The organism is Streptomyces niphimycinicus (assembly GCF_018883605.1).
GTDB lineage: Bacteria > Actinomycetota > Actinomycetes > Streptomycetales > Streptomycetaceae > Streptomyces > Streptomyces niphimycinicus.
Window position 1 is genome coordinate 1 of record NZ_JAHLEM010000120.1, and the last position, 2,808, is coordinate 2,808.

Genomic DNA, 2,808 nt, shown 5'->3' on the forward strand with positions numbered 1-2,808 from the left:
GGGGCGGAGCCCCCACGCGGCGGAGCCGCACATCGACGCTGCGTGGGAAGGGGCGGGGAGGGGAGCGGCCCCCCGCAGGCGTCAAGATCTGTCGGACACCCCCTACGGCTTGATCGCACGGATGCGGATGAGGTCCGCGTCCGGAATCCGGGGGGTGCGTTCGAGGAAGGCGTCGATCGCGTCCCAGTGCGGTGCGCTGTTCGCGCCGCCCAGGCTCTGCACCGACAGGGCGGCGCACAGTCCGGCGAAGCGGAGCCGGGTGGCGAGGGGCCAGTCGTGGTTCAGGCCGGTGATCAGTCCCGCGGTGAACACATCACCGGCGCCGGTGGGATCGACGGCCGGCACCCGGGGTACGGCGACCCGGATCAGCTCGCCGGTGTCGCCGTCCACCGCGACCGCGCCGTGCCCGCCATCGGTCACGACGACGTCGGGCACATGGTCGGCGAGTACCTTCACGGCCTCCTCGACCGTCCCCGTGCGGGTGTAGCTCGTCGCCTCGACGGCATTGCAGACGAACACGTCGACCTCGGCGAGCCGGGCGAGCAGATCCCGTGACCACTGTCCGGTGGGGTCCCAGCCGACGCCGCCCACCACACGGGTGCCGCGGGCGCGGAACTCGGCCGCCCAGGCGGGCAGCGGCCGTCCGATCCCGAGTTGCAGGAAGCGGACGGCGGGCAGTTCGCCCTCCCACACCTCAGGGCGCAGGGCCCCCTTCTCCTCGTAGGTGAGGAAGGCGCGGTCGTGTTCCTGGGTCACCGCGACCGTGACCGGGGTCTGCACGGCGGGGTCGCGGCGCAGCCAGGTCGGGTCCAGGTTCTTCTCGGCCGCGAGCCGGGCGGCGAGGTGCTCGCCGAAGAGGTCGGTGCCGATCACACCCAGGATCCCGGTCCGCAGTCCGAGGCGGGCGGTGGCGACGGCGCGGTTCGCGGTTCCCCCGGGGGAGACGGCGAACCGGTCGGCGTACACCTCGGTTCCTGGGGTGGGCAGGTGGGGGATGCCGCCGAAGACGAGGTCGCAGAAGACCTCGCCCGCGAAGAGCACGTCGAGCACGGAGACCGCCTCTTTCCGGTGCGACCACGGTGAAGTGCTCAACTATGAGCATCACCCCTACGGAATGACAAGAGTCGATCAGCAACGAGAATGTCTCTCCTCGCTATGACTGACTTCAGTCATGCGGTGCTATCGTCAATGCGTGACCTCACGCAAACGACATGCGAAGATCGTCGAGTCACTCCGGTCCACCGGAGTGGCCTCGGTACGCGAGCTCGCCGAAAACCTCCAGGTCAGCGAGTCCACGATTCGCCGGGACCTGACCCTCCTCGACCGCAACGGCGAGCTGGTCCGCACCTATGGCGGAGCGGCCCTGTCGCTGCGCGGAACCGCGGAAGCCGCCGGCGTGGAGACGGAGAAAGAGATTCCGTTCGACGTGGTCATCTCGCGCGACGAGGCGCTGAAGGACGCGATGGCCGAGGAGGCCGTGAAGCTGGTCGAGGACGACAGCGTGATCGTCCTCGACATCGGAACCACTCCCCTGGCCATCGCCCGCCGACTGCGGGGCCGTCCCGTCACCGTCATCACCAGCAGCCTGCCGGTGCTCGACGAACTCCGCGACGACGACGCCGTACGGCTGGTGATGCTCGGTGGCGTGCTGCGCCGCAACTACCAGTCCCTGGTCGGCTCCCTCACCGAGCAGGCACTCCGCCAGGTCAGCGCCGACCTGCTCTTCCTGAGCTGCACCGGAGTGCGGCCGAACGGCCATGTGGTGGACAACATGGCCGTCGAGGCCCCCCTGAAACAGGCCATGATCGAGACGGCCGGGAAGGTCGTCCTGGTCGCCGCCGAGACCAAGTTCCCCGGCACCGGATCGCTGCGCGTGTGCTCGCTCTCCGATCTCGACGTCCTGATCACCACCAGCGGTGCCGACCCCAACACGCTCCAGCTCTGCCGCGAGGCGGACGGAAAGGTGATACTCGCATGAAGTTGACCGTCCTCGGCGGCGGCGGATTCCGCGTGCCATACGTCTACCAGGCACTGCTGCACGATCAGGGCTCCCCCCGTATCGACGATGTGTGGCTGTACGACACCGACCCGGCCCGGCTCAAGGCCATGGCCGAAGTGCTCGCCCAGTTCGCCGACGGCCATGCCGAAGCGCCCAGGGTGACGGTCACCACGTCGCTCGACGACGCCCTGGAGGGCAGCGACTTCGTGTTCGCCGCCATCCGCGTGGGCGGGCTGACGGGGCGGATGTGTGACGAGCGGGTCGCCCTCGACCTCGACGTCCTCGGTCAGGAGACCACCGGCCCGGGTGGTCTGGCCTATGGGCTGCGCACCATCCCCGTCATGCTCGACATCGCGCACCGGGTGCGGCGGCTGGCCCCGCACGCCTACGTCATCAACTTCACCAACCCGGCCGGCATGATCACCGAGGCGATGCAGAGCGTTCTCGGCGATCGGGTCCTCGGCATCTGCGACACGCCGTCAGGTCTGGGCCGCCGCATCGCCACGACCCTCGGCCTCGACCCGTCCCGGGCCCAGTTCGACTACGTCGGTCTCAACCACCTCGGCTGGATGCGCCGCGTGCTGCACGACGGCGAGGACATCCTGCCCCGGCTGCTCGCCGACGAGCGCCTCGGCGACCTGGAGGAGGGCGTTGTCTTCGGGCGCGAGTGGCTGCGCGACCTCGGCCTGATCCCCAACGAGTACCTGTACTACTACTACTTCAACCGCGAGGCCGTGCGGTCCATCCTCGACGCTCCGCAGACCCGCGGCGAGTTCCTCGCCCGCCAGCAGCAGGAGTTCTACCAGCGG

3 protein-coding genes are annotated in these 2,808 nt (G+C 69.5%); 2 read left to right on the forward strand and 1 reads right to left on the reverse strand.

The genetic code is table 11. The features are described from left to right. Window positions 1–102: 102 nt before the first annotated feature. Complete coding sequence (locus KN815_RS13485) at window positions 103–1,092, reverse strand: carbohydrate kinase family protein (protein WP_216342084.1); 990 nt, start codon at window positions 1,090–1,092, stop codon at window positions 103–105. A gap of 100 nt (window positions 1,093–1,192) precedes the next feature. On the opposite strand from KN815_RS13485, the gene KN815_RS13490 reads away from it, so the two are divergent. Continuing rightward, the gene (locus KN815_RS13490) at window positions 1,193–1,978 is read left to right on the forward strand and encodes a DeoR/GlpR family DNA-binding transcription regulator (RefSeq protein ID WP_216342086.1); all 786 of its coding nucleotides are present in this window, start codon (window positions 1,193–1,195) and stop codon (window positions 1,976–1,978) included. After that, window positions 1,975–2,808, forward strand: an 834-nt coding sequence (locus KN815_RS13495) for a family 4 glycosyl hydrolase (RefSeq protein ID WP_443732323.1), incomplete at its 3' end; no start/stop codon positions are given. The genes KN815_RS13490 and KN815_RS13495, both read left to right, overlap by 4 nt.